Source organism: Blautia sp. AM29-29 (assembly GCF_003480555.1).
GTDB lineage: Bacteria > Bacillota > Clostridia > Lachnospirales > Lachnospiraceae > Fusicatenibacter > Fusicatenibacter saccharivorans.
Map to the genome: position 1 here is coordinate 66700 of NZ_QUJD01000018.1, position 20070 is coordinate 86769.

Here is a 20070-nt window from a genome sequence, read left to right on the forward strand (position 1 = left end):
CCTGCATTTTCTGGAGAATTAGAGGTAGTGAGGGGTAGATGATTGTTCATGTTGCAACAAGAGCAGGATATGAACTTGTACAGTTTTAACAAAGTAAGTTGGTTTACGGGTTATGACAATAAGGGTCAGCACTTTGAAAAATGGAGAAGTGCGACTGCGAGTTTTGACAATAAGACCTAACACTTTGTCAGTGAGTTGTCCTTAAGGTTTGTACTTCAAAGTTTCAGTTGAGGGAAATCTGAGTGCTGCATCAAAGGGTGTGTACTCAATAAAACTGGGAATTTGTTCAGTTGAAGTGTGAGCAATAGTTAAGCACATCGCTGTGATAAACACATCGAGCTGATTTTTAAGAAGTTAATTACAATCCTGCGGGATGTGTACATATATCCATGCCGATTAAAGGGGTATCGGCAATTCAAAAAAGAGTGAGAGGAATATAGCGGAATGCCTAATAAGAAAAATCTTTTGATCTACGCTCATTACTATATTCCAGATACTGCGTCAACGGGGCAGATTCTCCGTGAGCTGGCGGAGGGTATGCTGGATAAGTTCAACATTACGGTCATCTGCGTGGTGCCGAGTTACTTAGGAACTATCGAAGAAAAATACAAGACGCAGAAATATTACGAAGAAGAAATCAACGGTGTGAAAGTCCTGCGAATCCGAGTGCCGGAGTTCAGCAAGACCAACAAGAAAAGCCGTGTGAAGAACATTGTTTCCTATTTCTTTGGGGCAATGAGTGCGACATTCAAGGTCGGAAAGCAGGACTATGTGTTCTCTATTTCCCAGCCGCCTATCCTCGGCGGCCTGCTGGGTGTTTGGGGAAAATGGGTAAAACACGCTAAGTACATCTATAACATTCAGGACTTCAACCCGGAGCAGGTGCTGGCTGTTGGTTACACCAAGAGCAAATTTGTGACCGATGCCATGATGTGGTTTGACAAGTTCAGCTGCAAGAGAAGTGACTTGATCATCACCGTTGGCAGGGATCTGGTTGAGACGGTAGTGGGGCGGTTCAAGGGCAAGAAAGTCCCTAAGACTGTCATGATCAACAACTGGATCGATGAGAATGAGATCTATCCGCTGGATGAGAGTAATGAAAAGGTTCTGGCCTTCAAGAAGAAGTACGGTCTGGATGGCAAATTTGTCATCATGTATTCCGGCAACATCGGTTTGTACTATGACCTAGAGAATCTAATTAAAGTGGTCGGAAAATTTGGTGCCGATACAAAGACCGCAGATGGTCGAGAAGTCGTATTTGCCTTTGTAGGTGCTGGTTCTGTACTGAAAACACTGGAAGACTATGTGTCCGAGCATCACATGGAGAATGTGACCTTTATTCCGTACCAGGACAAAGCTGACTTGATTTATAGTCTGAACGCTGGTGATGTTCACTGGTGTGTGAACGCGAAAGGTATTAAAGGCGTGAGCTGCCCGTCAAAAGCATACGGAATAATGGCCGCTTCGAAGCCCATTTTAGGGGTCTTGGAATCTGGATCTGAGATCCGCTGCATCATTGAGGACACAAAGGGTGGCCTGTGCTGTGAGCCGGGCGAGTATGACAAGGTTGCGGAAAATATCCGGTGGTTTATTGACAATGCTGGCGGTGAAGAGCTGAAAGCAATGGGGGCCAGAAGCCGGGAAAACCTTGAGAAAAATCTAACTAGAAACGTAAGTGTACAGAAGTATGCAGAAGAAATTCTGAAGCTGTAAAGGAGGCGAGAGGGAATGAACAGTAACTGGTTCAAGCTGGTTATGAAGATGACAAAAGTTGAATATGGAAAGAACCTCTTGCTGAAGGGCGTGCCAATCATTTTCAACAAGGGCGGTGCCAAGCTGAAGATTGGCGAGAATGTCACGATTAAGAGCAGCTTCCTCAGCAATCTGGTGGGCCTTTACAGCCGGACGATTATTGTTACTCGCGCACCAGGTGCAGAGATTGAAATCGGAGATAACGTTGGTATAAGTGGAGCAACGATTTACGCCCGCAAGAAGATCATGATTGGTGAGAATACCTGCATCGGCGGTAACTGTAAAATTCTGGACAACGACTTCCATCCTATCGAAGCTGAAACCAGAAATAAACTGCTTCGAGATGAAAATGGTGGTGACAGTAATTTGGTGCCAAGCAGAGAAATCAAAATCGGCAAGAACTGCTTCATCGGGTGCAATAGCATAATCCTGAAAGGCACAGTGCTGGGCGATGGCTGCGTTGTCGGTGCCGGTGCTGTGGTAGCTGGGAAATTTGAAGATAACTGTGTGATTGTGGGAAATCCGGCGAGGGTTATTAAGAGGCTGGAGGGCAATAGTTGATGAAGAAAATATGCTTTATTGCTCAGTTTCCTCCTCCGATGCATGGATTATCTAAGGCAGTTGAAACTCTTTACAATTCAAATTTGAATTCCGAGTTTGATCCACATGGAGAATTTGAATTTGAAAAGGTGGATATTACTAACAATAAGAACTTTATAAAAAATCTCCTGAAGATAAGTTGTAGTAAAGCAGATTTGTTTTACTTTACAATCAGCCAAACTAAGGGCGGGAATCTTCGGGACTTAGTTATTTTTAAGCTGTTGGAATTGCAACACAAGAAATGTTTGATTCATCTCCACGGCGGTTACTATCGTCAATTAGTTGATAACGATATGGCCAGCTGGCAACGCAAAGCAAATTATAAAGCCATCAAAAAACTCTCTGGTGTAATTGTTTTGTCAAAGTCTCTAAAGAAGATTTTTGAAGGGATGATTGATGATGATAAGATTTTTGTCGTAGAAAACTGCGTTGATGATCAGTATTTGCTCACAGACCAAGAAATCGAAAAAAAGCTGAAAGCATTAGAAAATGAAAAAGTTCTTCATGTTCTTTGGCTGAGCAACTTTATTAGAAGTAAGGGATATCCATTCGTTCTTGAAATGGCAAAAGCCGAAAAAGAGCGTGTAGACGCTGGTGGAGAGAAAAGATTCCATTTTGATTTTGCAGGCAAGTTCTTTGAAGGCAGTGAAAAAGATTACTTTGAAAGCTATATAAAAGAAAATAAGCTGGAGGAGTATGTTACATATCATGGGATTGTAGGTGGCGAACAGAAGAGAGAACTTCTGAAAAAATGCTATCTTTTTGCACTGCCAACTCGATATCCCAACGAGGGCCAGCCTATTAGTATTCTGGAAGCAATGGGTAATGGAATGTTTATTATTACAACAGATCATGCTGGTATTCCAGATATTGTGGAAGACGGTGTGAATGGAATTGTGATGAAGAAGTGCGATGTAAAACATATTTATGGAAGACTGTACGAGCAAAACGAGATGATAGGCAGTATATGCCAAGTGAATAGAGAATATTGTGAAAAAAATCACTCGGAAAACGTATATTTGCAAGCAATGAAATATTGTTTTGATATGGTTTAGAAATGTTAGAACAATTAGGTGAGAAGGAAAGACATCGTGATTGATAGAAGACGGCTAATAAAAATTCATCATCAAAGGAGGTGCCGTGCATGATATATCTATCGATTTTTAGTGTTGCAATATTGTGTACGGCATTAGCAGAATGGGCTGACCATAAAAAGATGGTTACTTTTTCATTAATGCTATCAATATGTGCAATTTTAGTACTGGCGATATTGGGAGGATTGCGTGATAAAACAATTGGAACAGATGTGCTGTATTATGTGAAAGGAAATTATGATTTGGCTGTTAGGTCGACAGCATTCACCAAATATTGTGCATCTGTATATGCAAAGGAACCACTATATTTATTGTGTGTCTATATAGTTGCAAAAATATTTGAAAATTTTCAAGTCCTGCTGTTTATACTTCAGCTTATCACAGTAGGGTGTGTATATTGTGCATTGTGGAGAATGCGAGATTCGGTGTCACCATGGTTTGCACTTCTTGTATATTGTGCATTGTATTATAATGACTCATTTAATATGGTGCGTCAGCATATGGCCATGGCGATTGTTTTACTTGGAAGCACATTCATCGTTGAAGAAAAATACAAAAAGAGTATTTTCTGCACGATTATTGCAACTTTGATTCATTTTCCAGCAGCTATTTCGTTGCTGAATATATGTTTATATGGTTATTTACAGAAGAAAAAGGTGAAAAAAAATGTAAGCATTCGAGAACTTGCTTTATTTGTTGTGGCAATTGTAGGAGTTTTAGGTGTTAAAACATGGAGTCAAGTCCTTATAAAATTTGGTCTGCTTAGTTCGAGATATTTATATTACTTTTCACATGAAAGTACATCAGGGCATTATCTGGACACTTTGATTTATTTGATTGAAATTTGTTATTTAATTGCAAATTCAAAAATGCTGTCAAAAAGAATGAAAAATTATAATTTCTATAAATTGATAGCATTATTTAATGTCATCTTTTTACAGTTGGCCTTATTCATGAATTATGGACATCGAATTAGTTTATATTTTGGAATTGTAAATGTAATGACAATTGGTCAAATTCCGAAGACTATATATAAAGCATCAAATCGAATGATAACCTATCTAATTGTAGTTGTAATAGCATTGAGTTATTGGCTTAGAATTTATTATTTTGGAGGAGTATCGAATACGATCCCATACATATTTTATAATCGGTGAGGATGCAGGATAATGATAAAGAAAACAGAAAATGAAATTATGGGGAACTGGGAGAAGACGCCAGTGGTTTCAATTAAATGTTTAGCATACAATCATGAAAAATATATTGCGGATGCATTGGATTCTTTTTTGATGCAGAAAACGACTTTTCCATTTGAGATTATTGTTCATGATGATGCATCAAAAGATAGAACAGCATCTATAATTTCGGAATATCAAAAGGCTTTTCCACATATTGTTAAGCCAATCTATGAAAAGGAAAATCAATATTCAAAAGGTTCTGGAATAATGAACAGAATCATAGATGAACAAATTACAGGGGAATATGTGGCTTTATGCGAGGGTGATGACTATTGGACAAATGAAGATAAATTGCAATTGCAGTTTGATGCAATGGAAAAGCATCCGAAAGTTGATATCTGTGCTCATGCTGTAAGAAAAATTAATGCAGCATCTGGAAAAGTCCTTGGGATAATTAGTCCGCAAAAAGAAAGTGGTGTAATATCTGTAAGCCGGGTAATTGCAGGTGGTGGTGGATTTGTTGGAACAAATTCGCTGTTTTATAGAAAAAAAGTATTTGATTCTGAGTTGCCCTTTAGAAAACTCTTAGAGATAGATTATACACTGCAGGTTCAAGGGGCTCTTAGAGGGGGAATGTTGTATTTGAATGACTGTATGGCTGACTATAGATTTATGTCGGTAGGGTCATGGTCCGTTCGCTATAATAATGAGGATGTTGTAAATGCGATGAATGTTCGGTGGATTGCGATGACAAACCAATTGGATATTGATACAGATAGAAAGTATCATGACATCATTCAAAGATATATGGATTTAAGGGAAGTTGATAGATTACTGAGATTTAAACATTTTGAAGAATTGAGAAGTTATAAATCTATCTATAAAAAGCTTGAAGGGGAGAGCAGAAAAAAGTATTATGTGATGACGAATTTTCCAAGAATATATACAGCACTTAAAAAGGTTCGAGATAAGGTGAAAAATGGACAATAAGAATGTTGTTAATAATTTTATATGGCGTTTTGCAGAAAGATGTGGTGCGCAGGCGGTAACTTTAATTGTATCTATTGTTCTAGCGCGTATCTTAACACCTGGTGATTTCGGGACAGTGTCATTGGTGATGGTTTTCACCACGATAATGCAGGTCTTTGTGGATAGTGGACTTGGAACGGCACTGATTCAAAAGAAAGATGCTGATGACTTGGATTTTTCATCTGTTTTTTATTTTAACTTTGCAGTGTGTTTGATTCTGTATGCTGTAATGTTTATGGCAGCACCCTTAATCGCAGGATTTTACAACGATACATCCCTTATATTAATCATTCGTGTTATTAGCCTTACAATTATCATTTCTGGAGTAAAGGGCATTCAACAGTCATATGTTTCACGAAATATGCTGTTCAAAAGATTTTTCTTTGCAACGCTAGGGGGAACAATTTTTTCAGCATTTCTTGGAATTGGTATGGCATATGCTGGATGTGGTGTGTGGTCCATTGTTGCACAACAACTTTCAAATACAGCAATCGATACCTTGATTCTTTGGGTTACAGTGAAATGGCGCCCTAAGAAGCTGTTTTCGTGGAAACGCCTAAAAGGCTTACTTTCCTATGGGTGGAAGCTGTTGATATCTTCTCTTTTGGATACAGTGTACAACAATTTGCGAAACTTAATCATTGGCAAAATATATACGTCAGCTGATTTGGCTTACTATAATCAAGGAGATAAATTTCCAAAGGTTATAGTGACTAATATAAATGCTTCAATTGATAGCGTATTATTACCATCGATGGCAGGAGAACAAGACCATCGCGATCGGGTTAAGAGCATGACCCGTCGTGCCATAAAAACTAGTACATACATTATGGCACCATTGATGATGGGACTAATGTTCTGTGCTGAGCCGGTGGTTAAGTTGCTTTTGACCGATAAGTGGCTACCGTGTGTACCTTACTTAAGAATTTTCTGCTTCACATATATGTTTTGGCCTATACACACTGCAAATCTTAATGCTATCAAAGCTATGGGACGAAGTGACCTTTTTCTTAAGTTGGAAATTGTAAAGAAAATAATGGGTTTAACGTTATTGTTGCTTACAATGAGAATTAGCGTTATGGCAATGGCGTATAGCTTGATAGTTTCGGGCATATGTAGTCAGGTCATAAACTCATGGCCTAATTGGAAATTGCTTAATTACAATTATTTTGAACAGCTGAGAGATATACTTCCATCAATTATTATTGCCTTAATCATGGGCATTATAGTCTATTTCGTAGGATTTCTGCGACTGCCAACTATTGTAATATTGCTTATTCAGGTGCTTACAGGTGCCGCAATTTATATCGGAGTGTCTGCATTATTGCATCTGGAGGAATTTGAATATCTATTTGAAATGGTTAAATCGTTTCTAAAAAGATGAGGAGGTTTGAAATTATGGAGAACAAAATTTTGGTTACACGGTCATCAATGCCAGAGCTTGATGAGTACATGAACGAGATTACATCTATGTGGGATAGTCATTGGCTTACCAATATGGGCCCGAAGCACAAGGAACTTCAGGCAAATCTATGTGACTACTTGGGTGTTGATAATATTGACCTTTTGACAAATGGTCACATGGCATTGGAACTCACTCTGCAGGCTATGAATTTGCAGGGGGAAGTTATCACGACGCCATTTACTTTTGCATCCACAACTCATGCGATTGTTCGTAATGGATTGACCCCTGTGTTTTGCGATATTGACCCAGATACCTATTGCATGGACGCAAGCAAAATAGAAAAGTTGATTACTGATCGTACCTGCGCAATTATGCCGGTTCATGTGTACGGCAATGTTTGTAATATTGAAGAGATTGAACGCATTGCGCATAAATATGAGCTTAAAGTTATTTATGATGCAGCGCATACGTTTGGCGAAACATACAAAGGAAAGGGAATTGGCTCTTTCGGTGATGCATCTTGCTTTAGCTTCCACGCTACAAAGGTATTTAATAGTATCGAAGGCGGTGCTGTTTGCTATAAAGATAAGCAGCTGGGAGCTAAACTCTATGAATTGAAGAACTTTGGTATCCACGGGCCAGAAGAAGTACCTGCTGTTGGCGCAAATGCAAAAATGAATGAATTCTGTGCAGCAATGGGACTTTGCAACCTTCGTCATGTTGATGAGGAAATTGCAAAGCGCAAGGCTGTGGTTGAAAGATATCGCGAACGACTGAATGGTGTGGATGGGATCCAACTTAACTGTATTCAGAATGATGTAAAGAGTAATTATGCCTATTTCCCAGTCGTGTTTGAGGAAAAATTGTTTGGCGCGAGCCGTGCAGAAGTATTTGATAAATTGGCGGAAAACGGAATTGGAGCCAGAAAGTATTTTTACCCTCTGACCAATACATTTGAGTGTTTCCATGGAAAGTATGATGTTACGAAGACACCTGTTGCCTTGCATATCAGCAAACGAGTACTTACGTTGCCTTTGTATGCTGATTTGGCACTGGAGGACGTAGATAGAATCTGTGATATTATTTTGAGTTGTAAATACTAAGGAGGGAATAACGTGAAAAAATTGATGGTCTTGGGAGGATCGCGCTATGCACTCCCGGTAATTAAAGCGGCGCATGATCTTGGAATTTACGTGATCACTTGTGACTATCTGCCAGATAATATTGCGCACAAGTATTCTGACGAATATTGCAATGTCAGCATCATCGACAAGGAAAAGACGCTTGAGGCGGCAAAGAAGTTGAATATTGATGGCATCATGTCCTTTGCCTGTGATCCTGGTGTTATTACAGCGGCATATGTGGCTGAACAGATGGGATTGCCCAATGTGGGACCCTATGAATCAGTTTGCATTCTGCAAAACAAAAGTAAGTTCCGCGAATTTCTGACGCAGAATGGCTTTACTGTTCCGACTGCAAAAGGCTACAAGAATATTGATGATGCATTGAAGGATGTCGGGATGTTCCATTGGCCGGTAATCGTCAAGCCTACGGATTCGGCTGGAAGTAAAGGTGTGACTCGTGTGGATGATCCCAAGGATTTGGAAAAAAGCATCCATTATGCACTCTCATATTCTCATTCGGACGAATTTATTATTGAGGATTTTATTACGCAGCATGGCTATTCGTCCGACACAGATAGCTTCTCTATCGATGGCGAGTTGAAGTTTGTATCCTTTGATTGCCAGCGATTTGACCGGGAGGCAAAGAACCCGTACACACCGGCAGCGTATAGCTGGCCGTCCTCAATGACTGCGGAGCATCAGGAAGAACTAAAAAATGAGATTCAGCGTCTTCTCAAATTGCTGAAGATGAAAACTGCAGTTTACAATATTGAAACGCGCGAAGGAACTGACGGTAAAGCGTATATTATGGAACTGTCCCCTCGTGGCGGTGGAAATCGTCTGGCAGAATGTTTGCGCTACGCAACCGGTGTGGACATGATTACGAACATGGTGAAGTATTCGGTTGGCTTACAAATTGATGAAATCCAGCAGAAGCCCTATAACGGTTGCTGGGCCGAAATTATTCTTCATAGCGATAAGCCGGGTGTCTTTAAGGAACTTTGGATTTCGGATGAGATCGCAGAAAATGTAGTGGAGAGGGATCTTTGGATTGAAGAAGGCACCACTGTTGGAGGATTTGAAGCGGCCAATGAAGCAATTGGTACACTGGTTCTCAGATTTGACAGTCAAGAGAGGATTGAAGAAGTTCTCGGCAACCAGAATAAATATGTAAATGTTGTATTAAAGTAATTACCAGAAAGGAAGGCACAATGAAAAAAATCGTTGTATTTGGTGCTAGTGGTGATACCGGACAGTATTTTATAAAGTATTTCTTAGAGCACTATAAGGATGAAGAATATCAAATTGTTGCAACAGGTACTCGCGAAACAGATTATTTTGACCAATTAAATGTTCCGTATTATCGGGTGGATATCACAAATAAAGATGAGTTCTCAAAACTGCCAAACGATGTTTATGCCGTGGTTGATCTTGCGGGCGCGATGCCTGCGAGAATGAAAGGATACAATCCTTATAAGTATATCGATGTAAACATTACTGGCAATCTGAACATATTAGAATATTGTAGAAAAAACAATGCGGATCGTATTTTGTTTGCGCAGAGCTTTGGTGATATAAAAGATTATGGAGACAAGAATCCGCTTTTAAGAGTGGATTTGCCGCGCAAATTCAGCTTCACGACAGATCATACTATTTATGTTATGTCTAAAAACTTTGCGGTAGATATGATTGAAAACTACCATCAAATGTATGGACTGAAGAGATTTATCTTTAGATTGCCGACAATCTATCTCTACTCGCCGGTAGACACGTTTTATGTGGATGGAGTAGAAAGAAAAATTGGATATAGGCTTCTAATTGATAGAGCAATAGCAGGAGAGCCTATTGAAGTGTGGGGCAATTCAAGCCGCGTAAAAGATATGGTCTATGTCAAAGATTTTTGCCAAATGCTATATAAGGCATTGTTTGTGAACCGTAATTGTGGATATTACAATGTTGGTACAGGCGTTGGCACTTCGCTTTTAGACCAAATTAAGGGAATGATTGATGTATTTGGAGAAAACGGTAAGAAGTCTAACATTATAATGCGACCGGATAAGCCTAATGCGCCGCAATATATTATGGATATAACACCGGCCATACAAGAACTAGGGTATCATCCTCAATATAACTATTTAGAAATGCTGCAGGATTTCAAGAAGGAAATGCAACTTCATAAAATAAATGGGGGGGTACAGATATAATGTAATCTGTCTCTTTGCTGCACCTCAAATGGAGAGTGCAGCATGAGAGAAATTGGTGGATTTTTAGAGCTGGAAAATAATCGTGGTCACGAATTCCATGAAAATAGTATCGCTTTAAATAGTGGTCGAAATTGTCTTCGCTTTTTGCTCCGTGCAAGAGAAATCAGAAGAATTTGGCTCCCCAAATTATTGTGTTCTGCAATATCAGAAACGTGTGAAGAAGAAAATGTAGAAATTGAATATTATCCAGTGAATGGCCAATTAAAGCCAATATTGACTTCTGTTCCGGGCAACGAATGGATATATTTGATAAATTATTATGGGCAATATAGTGATACGGAAATCTCTTCTTATTGTAGGCAGTATAGGAATGTGATTGTTGATAATGCGCAAGCATTCTATTCACAGCCCATAGTAGGTGTGGACACAATATATACTTGTAGAAAGTTTTTTGGGGTACCGGATGGTGGGTATCTCTATACGACTTGCAAATACAAAAAAGAATTAGCAGAGGATGAATCATTTGAGAGACTGCAGTTTCTTGCAGGGAGATTCGAACGCTCAGCGCAAGAATTCTACGGTGCTTATCGAAATAATGAAGAAGTGATAGACAAGCTTCCACTGAAGGCTATGTCGAAAATCACACATAATCTTCTGCGTGGTGTTGATTATGCGGTCGATGCTAGTATTCGAGAAAGAAATTTCGGCTACTTGCATCAAAAGCTTAAAGCAATCAATCAAATTGAAGTCACATTGCCAGCGGGACCATATATGTACCCTTTCTATACAAAAAATGGAGTAAATCTTCGACAACAGTTACAGAGAGAAAAAATATATATCCCAGTACTGTGGCCTAATGTAAAAGAAAATATCTATAATTCGGATGTTGAATATCAGTTGGCAGATAATATTCTACCATTGCCTTGCGATCAGCGATATACAACTGAGGATATGGACTATATGATTGAAAAAATACTAAGATTGGAGACTTTTTGACCATGAAGAAAATTGTTATCTTTGGTGCAACTGGAAATGTGGGCGCCTATGTCCACAAATATGCGTGTGAATATTTTAAAGGAAAGTATGAGGTGATTGCATCAGGTCATCGCCAGACGGATTTCTTTGAAAAGCAGGGACAAAAGTATGTTTCCGTAGATATCAGCAATCCAGAGGAATTCGATAAGCTTCCACAAGATGATGTGTATGCGGTTATTGATCTTGCTGCACAGATTCCGTCTTACATGAAAGGATATCAGCCAGAGAAATATGTAAAGTCGAACATTATGGGGGCATATAATGTCCTTGAATATTGCCGGAAAGTTCATGCTGACCGAATTCTGTTTTCGACAACGGTATTCGATATTTCGCTCTCAGCAACAAATGGCGCGGTTCTGAAGCCTGATATGCCGTATAATTTTAGCTATAAGGGCGATCATGCGGTTTATGTTATCACAAAAAATACCGCGATTGAGTTTATGAAGCATTACTACGAAGAGTATGGATTGAAGTATTTTGTGTTCCGGTTCCCGACGATTTATAACTATAGTCCGTACCACTATTATCATCCGAATGGAGTAAAGACACTTCGCCCGGTTTATCGAATGATTGATTTGGCTATGAAAGGTGACCCGATTGAACTTTGGGGCAATCCGAACTATGCCAAGGATATGGTTCATGTTTATGATTGTGCCCAAATGATTTGTAAAGCTGTTGAGGTTGACCGTGACCATGGCTGGTATAATGTTGGAACTGGTGTCCCTGTAACGTTACAGCATCAAATTGAAACGATCATTAAAGTGTTTTCTCCGAAAGATCATCCCTCCAAAATCGTTTATCGTCCTGATAAACCGGCTGGCGGTGGATTTCTTATGGACGTGACCAACGCAAAAGAGGAATTAGGCTACGAGCCGAAATATGATGTAGAGGCATTGTTTAGAAACTATAAGGAAGAGATGGAAGTCAATCGATTTAAAGAGCTTCGTGGAGAGTAAAAATATTATAAGCCTGCACTGTTATGGTGCAGGTTGCTACTCGAATTTTGCACACCTCTTCGTGGTGAGTAGTAGAAAACGACACTTGACGTTAATCAAGTGCGGCGAAGATGCAATTTAATTAGATGCCAGAAAATATAATTTGGACAATAAAATCAAATCGTTTTGTAACTGATGGAGGAGAAAAATTAACATGGATACTGAGACTTTGCGAAGGGTTCAACTCGCACAGCTAGAGATTGCAAAAGAAATAAAGCGAGTATGTGATGAAAATAACATCAAGTACTTTTTGGATTCCGGAACATTGCTTGGCGCAGTTCGCCATAAAGGTTTTATCCCTTGGGATGATGACATGGATATTGGGATGCTTCGAGATGAGTATGAAAAGTTCATTCGAATTGCGCCCGAAAAGCTAGACGAAAACTATTTTTTGCAAACATGGAAAAGCGATGAAAATTATCCACACGCGTATGCAAAAGTGAGAAAACTTGGAACAGTATATATAGAGAATGTTTCACAGAATAGTGGAGCACATAATGAGCTATTTGTTGATGTGTTTCCATATGACGCATATCCGGATTCTGAGTCTGACAGATATAGTCATGGCAGACAGGTGATGCTTTACCGATATGCGCTACAAATGAAAAATCATGTCAAGCCATGGGTTAGACACAAAAAATTATGGAAACGCATACTCGGAGAAATAAAGTATCTCCCGTATATTATTTTTTCGCTGACTCAAAATAGAAGTACTTTGATTAAAAATGCTGATGCTATAAATAAAAAATATAATGATCAGAAAACACAATATTATTATGAAGCAACTGGGGCAACACCATACGGAAAGTGGATTATTCCTACGAAATGCTTTGATAAATTGAGTACAGCAATATTTGAGGATACAGAATTTTCGGTTCCAGAGGATTCTGACCTGTATCTGCGCACGGCTTATGGTGACTATATGCAACTTCCACCGATAGAAAAACGCGGAAATCAGCACCAGATTATAGAGTTGAAGTTATAAAGGAGGAAATATTAAATGAAGAAGTATCATATTGGATATACATGTGGAGTATTTGATCTTTTCCATGTGGGACATCTGAACCTTTTGGAAAGATGCAAAGAAATGTGCGATATTCTTATTGTTGGTGTTTGTGATGATAAGTATGTTACTGAAATCAAGAAAAAGCAGCCTGTTTACCCAGAAGATCAAAGAATGCGAATTTTGAATGCTCTAAAAGTTGTAGACAGAGCCGAGTTGGTAACGATTGAAGAAACCGATGACAAAATGTTGGCGCTAAAGAAATTTGGATTTGATGTTCTGTTCTCTGGAGATGACTGGAAGGGATCTGAGCGTTATATGCGTACAGAAAAGCAGTTCGCAGAGTATGGGGCCTCAATTGAGTATTTGCCATATACGCATGGAATAAGCACTACAGAAATTAAAGAAAAAATGAAAGAACAGAAAGTATAATCGAGATGGTATTTGAAAAAACGGATATTTTACTTCCCAAAATTAAAGATTATAGAAAGTGGGCAGTTGTTGCATGTGATCAATTCACATCACAACCTGAATACTGGGAAAATGTGCAAAAATATATCGGAGATGAAGTATCTACATATAATTTGATTTTACCGGAAGCACAACTGTCGGGAAATAATGATGATAAAATAGCTAATATTAATGAAACAATGAACAGCTATTTAAAAAAGAATATTTTTGAAACATATAATAATTCGTATATATATGTTGAACGAAAATTAAAAAATGGTGCCATTCGTAAAGGTATAGTTGGCGCAATTGATTTGGAAGATTACGATTATAAACCAAACGCCAAATCTAAAATTAGGGCAACAGAAAAAACAGTGGTAGACCGTATACCGCCAAGAGTCAAGATCCGTGAAAATGCGAACATTGAATTGCCTCATATATTGCTTTTATGTGATGACCAAAAGCATCAATTGCTGGAATCAATTGAGACGATTAAAGAAAAGCTAGAAATACTATATGATTTTGATTTGATGCAGGATGGAGGACACATCACTGGATGGCTTGTATCTGAAGACAAAGCAGAGATATTTGATGCTGCTTTAGAAAAGTATTTACAAGATATTAGAGAAAAATATTATGGATTAGATGAAGATCCGATGATCTTTGCTGTAGGAGATGGAAATCATTCGCTTGCTACGGCGAAAGAATGCTATGAACAGCAAAAGAAAGCTTTTGGAACAAGTATAAAGTCAAGATATGCGTTAGTTGAGCTAGAGAATTTGCAGGACGAATCACAACAGTTTGAACCCATACATAGATTGCTAATGAATGTTGATATCAGTGACTTTCTTACAAAAATAAAAACAATATGTGTATCACAAAGTAAGCATAAGGTGGAATATTATACAAAGGAACAACAAGGCGTACTGTATTTAGATGAAAGTCTAGGAGAATTGACGGTCGGCATTTTACAAAGATTTTTAGATGATTACGTCAAAACAAATAATTGTGATATTGATTATATTCACGATAATGATGTTTTAAAGAAACTGAGCTGTAAATCCGATTGTATAGGGCTTTTATTATCAGCCATCGATAAAGAAAACTTGTTTTCAGAAATCATAAAAAATGGTTCATTACCACGAAAAACGTTTTCCATGGGACATGCTCAGGAAAAAAGATATTATATTGAAGCAAGAAGAATAAAATAACAAGAATATATGGAGAATGAAAATGAAAAAAGTTGTAACATTTGGAGTATATGATTATTTTCATCTAGGACATCTTCGGTTGTTTAAAAATGCGAAGAACCTTGGAGATTGGTTGATAGTTGCTGTTCAGGATGGCGATTATATATTGAAAACAAAACCGGATGCTAAAGTTATGTATACAACAGAGCAGAGAAAAGAATTGGTTAGTGCGCTAAGTGTAGTTGATGAAGTAGTAAGTTATACAGATGTTGATGTGACTATTAAGACATTGGATTTTGATGTTTTTGCAGTTGGCGAGGATCAAAATCATGCAGGATTTCAAAGAGCTATTGAGTGGTGCAAAGAAAATGGAAAAGAAGTTGTACGTATGAAAAGAACACCTGGAATTTGTTCATCAGAAATTAAGAAAAGTCTATAAGTAAGGAGAAAAGAATGAGTCATAATCGTCGGGGGGGGGTACCGCAGTAGCTCCCGAAAAAATGTAATACTATGGATCATTATAGTTTTGCTTGCTGCAATCCTTGGGATTCTCCTTTGGATGAACAAAAAGGATGAGGACAAGAAATCGGCAGAACTACGAGCAATGAATGCAAAATTGTATCAGGAAAAGCAGGAGAAAGAAGCAGCATTAAAACAGAAAAAGGCAGAGGATAGCTTTTATCAGAAGCTATCAGATGGTTTTGACGTTAATGTTTTGGTTGTGGGAGATTCAATCGGTGCGGGTGCTGGCACAGAAACAGATGGGCAGCAGTGGTTTAAACAGTTACAAGCATATTTAAGGACTGTTAATAAAGCATCTGTATCCGTAACAAATGTTTCAATGGGAGGTAATACCTCTTATGCTGGTTATGTCCGGACAATGGCACTTGATGATGACATTGACTACGACTTGGCGATTATTTGCTATGGTCAGAATGATGCCTTACAAGACTTGGATGTATATTATGAAGCTATGGTACAGGCCATCAAAAATAAGTACCCGAATTGCTCGATTATTTCAATTTTGGAATCCTCACAACGTGACTATACATCCAATATAACCACGATCCAAAGCATCTGTGACCATTATGGAATCCCTGTAGCAGACACAATTGCAGCGTTCAATAACTCTGGCAAGTCTTATGACGATTTGACCAAAGATGGCGTTCATCCGAATGATGCTGGTCAGACAATCTACTACGAAACCGTAAAGGCTGTTATTGATGAAAATGTAACTGCGTCTACCGGAAAAATGGAAGATGCAGATGTCATCAATGCAGATGTACATAAGTTCGATAACTTTATCTGGTATGGCGCGGATACTGATTTTGAGCGTGTAGATGATACGACATTTACTCTGAACGCATCTGCGTCTGGAATTTTGGGTATCGACTATACCTTTGAGTCTGGTGACAATAAAGCGGACATCTACGTGGATGGCAAACTATACAAATCTCCTACCGTTACGTTTAACTATGACTTCTCCCAGCGTCATATCATGGTAGTCAGCGATGACTGCACGGTAGAAAAGGAAATCAAAGTCGTGTTCAATAGCAAAGAACAAGCGGATGGCTTCCAGGGAATGTGCTTTAGCTGGGAATAACAATTTAGGCCGTGTGATTATTCACACGGTAGCTGCTCAAATCTTCACACACCTCTCCGTGGTGAGCAGCAGGCAACGGTCTTATGACTGGCTGAGATGTGAAGGAATACGAAGGCAAGGAGGAATAATGAAAGTGGAACCAGTATTTATTTCGGATTTTTTTGAATTGGATGACCGACTAGAAGAATTGGGTGTATTTGATTCTATAATAAACAAGGACAGTCACTTCTTTATTAACCTTCTTCGTTTAAAGAAATCTGATACGCCAGAATTTTCAAATGCATATGAGCGTGTTAATGACTTCTTTTCGAACATAATGATACTTTTAAGTGCCTCAAAAGATAAGGGAGATCGATTTTATCGTGAAGCCTTAAAAAAGTTTTCGTTTTCTGGATTAAATGGTGTAAATCTTGGCTTTTCTGAAACCGGTGTCGATGCTGGTTTTGGAAGGGTGTTGTCCGAAAAAGTTATTAGCGATGCATTTGATATTGTTAAAAATGGATCTACGCAGCCTGAAATTTTTCAACTGGTCGGTTTGTTTGAAGAAAATGTTGCAGCTGATAGGCTTAGCGATATGATTGCAACAATTATCAAGCCCGATATAGAGGCTTATACCAGGCGAATTAATCAAGCGTTGCAGATAAATCAAACTCATTATCCTGATGTTGAGTTCATAAATGAAATTGCAGTTAACCCATTTAAAAACTGTGAGTTATTATACTTGCCGACAGAGGTTTTACATGAACTTCCAATAGCGAGATGTTGGGATGATATTGACAGAGTGATTTCAGAAAATGAAAAAATACGAAACGAAGTCAACGAAGCAGTTGGTTTAGAATGGCAAAAGATGTGCTCGGCGGAAAAGAAGAACTATTTAAAACAGCACATTTTTATGGATGCGGGGCGTTGTGCCAAGATAATAGAGGGGTATAGAGAAGAAGAAATCGCCCCCTACTGTGTTGATAATGATCTTGAGTACTTTGTTGCTGATGCCTTTAAAAGAATGAAAAGAAGCGGTGCATTTAATTTCCTTGAGCACGCTGATAAACGTGAAATAGGAAGTTATGATGCGGCTTTAAAAGTTTTGGATATTTTTAAAGACTGGGTTGAACACAATAAGGGCTGGGATGAAATTCAATCCGCATCGACTCAGCGTCGGGAAAAAGCAGTTCAAAGAATGCTTCATCTGAGCGGAAAATATTACTGCGAATCAAATAATATTGATATGTCTTTTGAAGCAAATGAAGGGCCTGGCCCGGTGGACTTGAAAGTCAGCAGAGGAAACGATAAAACTGTTGTTGAAATTAAATTGTCATCCAATAATGATTATTTGCATGGATTTGAAGAACAGATAGAAAGCTATGCGCAGGCGGAAGGAACAAACAATAGGATATTTGTATATGTTATGGTTGGAAATCCGGGTCGTGACAAAAAAATAAAAGAGCAGTATCAAAAAATGCTTGATGAAGGAAAGAACCCTCCATATCTTTATATGATCGATTCGAAAAAACAGACATCTGCAAGTAATGCATAAGTAAAAGGGAACACATATGAGCGAAGCAATCGGAACCAGAGAATTTGCAGAGAAATTTGGCGTTACTCCGGCCACGGTATCAAAGTGGTGCCGTGAGGGAAAAATCCCGGATTGCAATCAAGACCGAAAAGGTTCACCGTGGCATATTCCCAAAGATGCAGTGCCACCGGCGGGATATAAGAGACGGAAAGTAAAGTAAGGATTCGGAGAAAGGGTGAGGATGCTAATATGGATCAAGAATTATTCAACCCACAATCGTCGTCCGTGACCTCCTCCCGAATCCTATACACCCCGTCCACGTTTGCGCGGACATCGTTACTGCATCTGCAGGAGGTCGGATCGCTGCAGGCCATCCACCCGCATACATCGACCAGAACGAACCTGACCTCGTTTCTGTGCTTCGTAGTTCTGTCTGGAAACGGAACCCTCACCTACGAAGGAACGACCTATGAGCTGTCAGCCGGGGACTGTGTGTTTATCGACTGTTGGAAAGCGTACAGCCATTCTACATCCGATAATCTCTGGTCACTTCAATGGTGCCACTTCTATGCGCCATCCCTTCCGGCTGTGTATGAGAAATACAAGGAGCGTGGTGGTCGGCCTGTGTTTCATCCAGATGATCTAACACCCTTCACATTACTCCTAACAGAACTCTATAACTTAGCTTCCTCATCTGATTACATCCGGGATATGCGGATCAATGAGAAGCTGGGAAGTCTATTGACTCTCCTAATGGAACAGTCCTGGCATCCAGAGAGCGTGACGGTGAGCCGGAAGAGAATGGAACTGGCAGCCGTGAAGGAATATCTGGACGAACACTTTACAGAGAAAATTATGCTGGAAGAGTTGGCAGAGAAGTTCTTTATCAACAAGTTCTATCTATCCAAAATCTTCAAAGAGAGCTACGGAACGACGGTCAATAACTATCTGATCTCAAAACGGATCACCAGAGCCAAGCAGCTGCTTCGCTTCACGGATATGACTGTGGATGAAATAGGCGTTGCGGTCGGCATGGCAGATGCAAATTATTTTAGTCGGATGTTCCGAAAAGTAGAGGGAATCAGTCCAAGGGAGTATAGAAAGCAATGGTAGACAAGCCAGAAATAATTGAAACACAACGTTTTGAAGATTTCCGTGGGTGGTTGTCGGTGTCAGCAGAGGGATTTCACGTGGTTCAAATCAACCAAGGGTTCAGCAAGAAAGCTGGAACGCTCCGTGGACTACACTTCCAAGAGGGAGAGTACGCGCAGGCAAAGCTGGTATCCTGCCTACATGGTTCGATTTTCAATGTTGCCGTGGATATCAGACCGGGAGATACTTTTGGATACGCCTATGGCGAGATTCTGTCCTTTGAAAATCAGAAGCAAATGTACATTCCGAGAGGCTTCGCCCACGGATACCTGACTTTGGAAGATGACACCCTGATGCAGTGGTGCGTGGATAACGACTTCTGCGCAGAAGCCGCGAGAGCTGTGAGGTACGATTCGGACTTCATCTGGGAAAGCGAGAGCTGGCCAGAAGGGGAGTATATTGTTTCGGAGAAAGACAGGAATGCGGAGAAATTTCCATTCTCTATTGCCAAAGATAAATAATGGTGGTTTAATAAAAATACATATAAAACTGAATCGAGGTATCGTATTATGCCCAGAACCAAAGGAAGCAAAAACCGCACAAAAATCGACTTCGATGCACAGATTGTAAAGCTGCAGAAGGACAAAGCTCTCTTAGAAGAGGGCGTAGCCAAGACCGTCACTCAGATTGAGGAATTAAAGACGGACATCAAGTCTATGCGTGAATCGTTGAAATCGCAGAAAGCTGAGATGTAAACGGTAGAACCTGAGTACCTTTTTATTCACTTCAAGTTATGCCATAAT

21 protein-coding genes are annotated in these 20070 nt (G+C 39.3%); all 21 read left to right on the forward strand.

Features of this window, described 5'->3' with window-relative positions; translation table 11 throughout:
* Window positions 1–444 precede the first annotated feature (444 nt).
* On the forward strand, window positions 445–1713 hold the full coding sequence (locus DW769_RS13095; RefSeq protein ID WP_117801410.1) for a glycosyltransferase family 4 protein: 1269 nt from the start codon (window positions 445–447) through the stop codon (window positions 1711–1713).
* A 15-nt stretch (window positions 1714–1728) separates the two neighbouring features.
* Window positions 1729–2313 carry an acyltransferase gene (locus DW769_RS13100; RefSeq protein WP_117801411.1) on the forward strand — a complete coding sequence of 195 codons (585 nt, stop codon included), beginning with the start codon at window positions 1729–1731 and terminating at the stop codon, window positions 2311–2313.
* Window positions 2313–3407, forward strand: a complete 1095-nt coding sequence (locus DW769_RS13105; RefSeq protein WP_117801412.1) for a glycosyltransferase family 4 protein — start codon at window positions 2313–2315, stop codon at window positions 3405–3407. The genes DW769_RS13100 and DW769_RS13105 overlap by 1 nt, the downstream gene beginning before the upstream one ends.
* A gap of 89 nt (window positions 3408–3496) precedes the next feature.
* On the forward strand, window positions 3497–4603 hold the full coding sequence (locus tag DW769_RS13110) for an EpsG family protein (protein ID WP_117801413.1): 1107 nt from the start codon (window positions 3497–3499) through the stop codon (window positions 4601–4603).
* A 12-nt stretch (window positions 4604–4615) separates the two neighbouring features.
* On the forward strand, window positions 4616–5614 hold the full coding sequence (locus DW769_RS13115; RefSeq protein ID WP_117801414.1) for a glycosyltransferase family 2 protein: 999 nt from the start codon (window positions 4616–4618) through the stop codon (window positions 5612–5614).
* A complete protein-coding gene (locus tag DW769_RS13120; RefSeq protein ID WP_117801415.1) occupies window positions 5604–7037 on the forward strand; it encodes a lipopolysaccharide biosynthesis protein in 1434 nt (477 codons plus the stop codon). The genes DW769_RS13115 and DW769_RS13120 overlap by 11 nt, the downstream gene beginning before the upstream one ends.
* A gap of 14 nt (window positions 7038–7051) precedes the next feature.
* Window positions 7052–8161 (forward strand): DegT/DnrJ/EryC1/StrS family aminotransferase, encoded by a 1110-nt coding sequence (locus tag DW769_RS13125; protein ID WP_117801416.1) that lies wholly within the window; start codon window positions 7052–7054, stop codon window positions 8159–8161.
* Between the two features lie 12 nt (window positions 8162–8173).
* Window positions 8174–9373, forward strand: coding sequence for an ATP-grasp domain-containing protein (locus tag DW769_RS13130; RefSeq protein ID WP_199607178.1), 1200 nt, complete (start codon window positions 8174–8176; stop codon window positions 9371–9373).
* A gap of 20 nt (window positions 9374–9393) precedes the next feature.
* Window positions 9394–10386 (forward strand): NAD-dependent epimerase/dehydratase family protein, encoded by a 993-nt coding sequence (locus tag DW769_RS13135; RefSeq protein ID WP_117801417.1) that lies wholly within the window; start codon window positions 9394–9396, stop codon window positions 10384–10386.
* Window positions 10387–10428: 42 nt separating this feature from the next.
* On the forward strand, window positions 10429–11382 hold the full coding sequence (locus tag DW769_RS13140; RefSeq protein ID WP_117801418.1) for a hypothetical protein: 954 nt from the start codon (window positions 10429–10431) through the stop codon (window positions 11380–11382).
* 2 nt (window positions 11383–11384) lie between these two features.
* Window positions 11385–12377 carry an NAD-dependent epimerase/dehydratase family protein gene (locus tag DW769_RS13145; RefSeq protein WP_117801419.1) on the forward strand — a complete coding sequence of 331 codons (993 nt, stop codon included), beginning with the start codon at window positions 11385–11387 and terminating at the stop codon, window positions 12375–12377.
* Window positions 12378–12570: 193 nt separating this feature from the next.
* Complete coding sequence (locus tag DW769_RS13150) at window positions 12571–13401, forward strand: LicD family protein (protein WP_117801420.1); 831 nt, start codon at window positions 12571–12573, stop codon at window positions 13399–13401.
* 15 nt (window positions 13402–13416) lie between these two features.
* Window positions 13417–13851: an adenylyltransferase/cytidyltransferase family protein gene (locus tag DW769_RS13155; protein WP_117801421.1), complete on the forward strand. Its 435-nt coding sequence runs from the start codon at window positions 13417–13419 to the stop codon at window positions 13849–13851.
* A 5-nt stretch (window positions 13852–13856) separates the two neighbouring features.
* Window positions 13857–15080, forward strand: coding sequence for a DUF1015 domain-containing protein (locus tag DW769_RS13160; protein WP_117801422.1), 1224 nt, complete (start codon window positions 13857–13859; stop codon window positions 15078–15080).
* A 22-nt stretch (window positions 15081–15102) separates the two neighbouring features.
* Window positions 15103–15498, forward strand: a complete 396-nt coding sequence (locus tag DW769_RS13165; RefSeq protein WP_158568318.1) for an adenylyltransferase/cytidyltransferase family protein — start codon at window positions 15103–15105, stop codon at window positions 15496–15498.
* Window positions 15499–15618: 120 nt separating this feature from the next.
* On the forward strand, window positions 15619–16662 hold the full coding sequence (locus DW769_RS13170) for an SGNH/GDSL hydrolase family protein (protein ID WP_117801424.1): 1044 nt from the start codon (window positions 15619–15621) through the stop codon (window positions 16660–16662).
* Window positions 16663–16789: 127 nt separating this feature from the next.
* The gene (locus DW769_RS16920; RefSeq protein WP_243001835.1) at window positions 16790–18196 is read left to right on the forward strand and encodes a hypothetical protein; all 1407 of its coding nucleotides are present in this window, start codon (window positions 16790–16792) and stop codon (window positions 18194–18196) included.
* A gap of 16 nt (window positions 18197–18212) precedes the next feature.
* Entirely contained in the window at window positions 18213–18395 is a 183-nt protein-coding gene (locus tag DW769_RS13180; protein WP_117801425.1) for a helix-turn-helix domain-containing protein, read from the forward strand.
* A gap of 29 nt (window positions 18396–18424) precedes the next feature.
* Window positions 18425–19288 (forward strand): AraC family transcriptional regulator, encoded by an 864-nt coding sequence (locus DW769_RS13185; RefSeq protein WP_118750471.1) that lies wholly within the window; start codon window positions 18425–18427, stop codon window positions 19286–19288.
* Window positions 19282–19788: a dTDP-4-dehydrorhamnose 3,5-epimerase gene (gene rfbC / locus DW769_RS13190; RefSeq protein ID WP_117801427.1), complete on the forward strand. Its 507-nt coding sequence runs from the start codon at window positions 19282–19284 to the stop codon at window positions 19786–19788. The genes DW769_RS13185 and rfbC overlap by 7 nt, the downstream gene beginning before the upstream one ends.
* A gap of 48 nt (window positions 19789–19836) precedes the next feature.
* On the forward strand, window positions 19837–20022 hold the full coding sequence (locus tag DW769_RS13195; protein WP_199688483.1) for a hypothetical protein: 186 nt from the start codon (window positions 19837–19839) through the stop codon (window positions 20020–20022).
* Window positions 20023–20070: the final 48 nt, after the last annotated feature.

Bases quoted from the DNA above. Each gene is read 5' to 3' on its own strand.
- DW769_RS13195 (WP_199688483.1), top strand. From the start codon at position 19,837: ATGCCCAGAACCAAAGGAAGCAAAAACCGCACAAAAATCGACTTCGAT.
- DW769_RS13125 (WP_117801416.1), top strand. From the start codon at position 7,052: ATGGAGAACAAAATTTTGGTTACACGGTCATCAATGCCAGAGCTTGAT.
- DW769_RS13120 (WP_117801415.1), top strand. From the start codon at position 5,604: ATGGACAATAAGAATGTTGTTAATAATTTTATATGGCGTTTTGCAGAA.
- DW769_RS13145 (WP_117801419.1), top strand. From the start codon at position 11,385: ATGAAGAAAATTGTTATCTTTGGTGCAACTGGAAATGTGGGCGCCTAT.
- DW769_RS13165 (WP_158568318.1), top strand. From the start codon at position 15,103: ATGAAAAAAGTTGTAACATTTGGAGTATATGATTATTTTCATCTAGGA.
- DW769_RS13110 (WP_117801413.1), top strand. From the start codon at position 3,497: ATGATATATCTATCGATTTTTAGTGTTGCAATATTGTGTACGGCATTA.
- DW769_RS13115 (WP_117801414.1), top strand. From the start codon at position 4,616: ATGATAAAGAAAACAGAAAATGAAATTATGGGGAACTGGGAGAAGACG.
- DW769_RS13170 (WP_117801424.1), top strand. From the start codon at position 15,619: ATGAACAAAAAGGATGAGGACAAGAAATCGGCAGAACTACGAGCAATG.
- DW769_RS13160 (WP_117801422.1), top strand. From the start codon at position 13,857: ATGGTATTTGAAAAAACGGATATTTTACTTCCCAAAATTAAAGATTAT.
- DW769_RS13150 (WP_117801420.1), top strand. From the start codon at position 12,571: ATGGATACTGAGACTTTGCGAAGGGTTCAACTCGCACAGCTAGAGATT.
- DW769_RS13185 (WP_118750471.1), top strand. From the start codon at position 18,425: ATGGATCAAGAATTATTCAACCCACAATCGTCGTCCGTGACCTCCTCC.
- DW769_RS13135 (WP_117801417.1), top strand. From the start codon at position 9,394: ATGAAAAAAATCGTTGTATTTGGTGCTAGTGGTGATACCGGACAGTAT.
- DW769_RS13100 (WP_117801411.1), top strand. From the start codon at position 1,729: ATGAACAGTAACTGGTTCAAGCTGGTTATGAAGATGACAAAAGTTGAA.
- DW769_RS13105 (WP_117801412.1), top strand. From the start codon at position 2,313: ATGAAGAAAATATGCTTTATTGCTCAGTTTCCTCCTCCGATGCATGGA.
- DW769_RS13140 (WP_117801418.1), top strand. From the start codon at position 10,429: ATGAGAGAAATTGGTGGATTTTTAGAGCTGGAAAATAATCGTGGTCAC.
- rfbC (WP_117801427.1), top strand. From the start codon at position 19,282: ATGGTAGACAAGCCAGAAATAATTGAAACACAACGTTTTGAAGATTTC.
- DW769_RS16920 (WP_243001835.1), top strand. From the start codon at position 16,790: ATGAAAGTGGAACCAGTATTTATTTCGGATTTTTTTGAATTGGATGAC.
- DW769_RS13155 (WP_117801421.1), top strand. From the start codon at position 13,417: ATGAAGAAGTATCATATTGGATATACATGTGGAGTATTTGATCTTTTC.
- DW769_RS13095 (WP_117801410.1), top strand. From the start codon at position 445: ATGCCTAATAAGAAAAATCTTTTGATCTACGCTCATTACTATATTCCA.
- DW769_RS13180 (WP_117801425.1), top strand. From the start codon at position 18,213: ATGAGCGAAGCAATCGGAACCAGAGAATTTGCAGAGAAATTTGGCGTT.